This window comes from Dictyoglomus sp. (assembly GCA_025060475.1).
In the GTDB taxonomy this organism is placed as follows: Bacteria; Dictyoglomota; Dictyoglomia; order Dictyoglomales; family Dictyoglomaceae; genus NZ13-RE01.
Genome location: JANXBZ010000076.1, coordinates 1 through 518, shown reverse-complemented (window position 1 = coordinate 518; position 518 = coordinate 1). Strand labels below are relative to the sequence as shown.

Genomic DNA, 518 nt, shown 5'->3' with positions numbered 1-518 from the left:
CCATGCTTTTTCTTTCAACACCCATCAAAACCTTATCCTTTGCTGCTTCAAAATCATTCATATGGACAGTATCACTATTCCTTCTTGCAGCGATTAATGCAGCCTCATTCACTAAGTTTGCAAGATCTGCTCCTGAAAATCCAGGAGTTCCCCTTGCAATCTTCTCAAGATCTACATCACTGTTAAGTGGAACTTTCTTTGTATGAACCTTAAGTATTTCAAGTCTTCCCTTTACATCAGGAAGAGGAACCACAATCTGACGGTCAAATCTTCCAGGTCTTAAAAGCGCAGGATCTAAAACATCAGGTCTATTTGTAGCTGCAAGCACAATTATTCCCTCATTACTTTCAAATCCATCCATCTCAACAAGAAGCTGATTAAGAGTCTGTTCTCTTTCATCATGTCCACCACCAAGTCCTGCTCCACGCTGTCTTCCAACTGCATCTATCTCATCAATAAAAACTATGCATGGAGAGTTTTTCTTTGCTTGATCAAAAAGATCTCTTACTCTACTTGCT

At 39.6% G+C, this 518-nt stretch carries 1 protein-coding gene; it reads right to left on the bottom strand.

Features of this window, described 5'->3' with window-relative positions; all coding sequences use genetic code 11:
* The coding region (locus NZ841_08580) for an AAA family ATPase (GenBank protein ID MCS7202814.1) at nt 1-518 on the bottom strand (518 nt) is incomplete at both ends.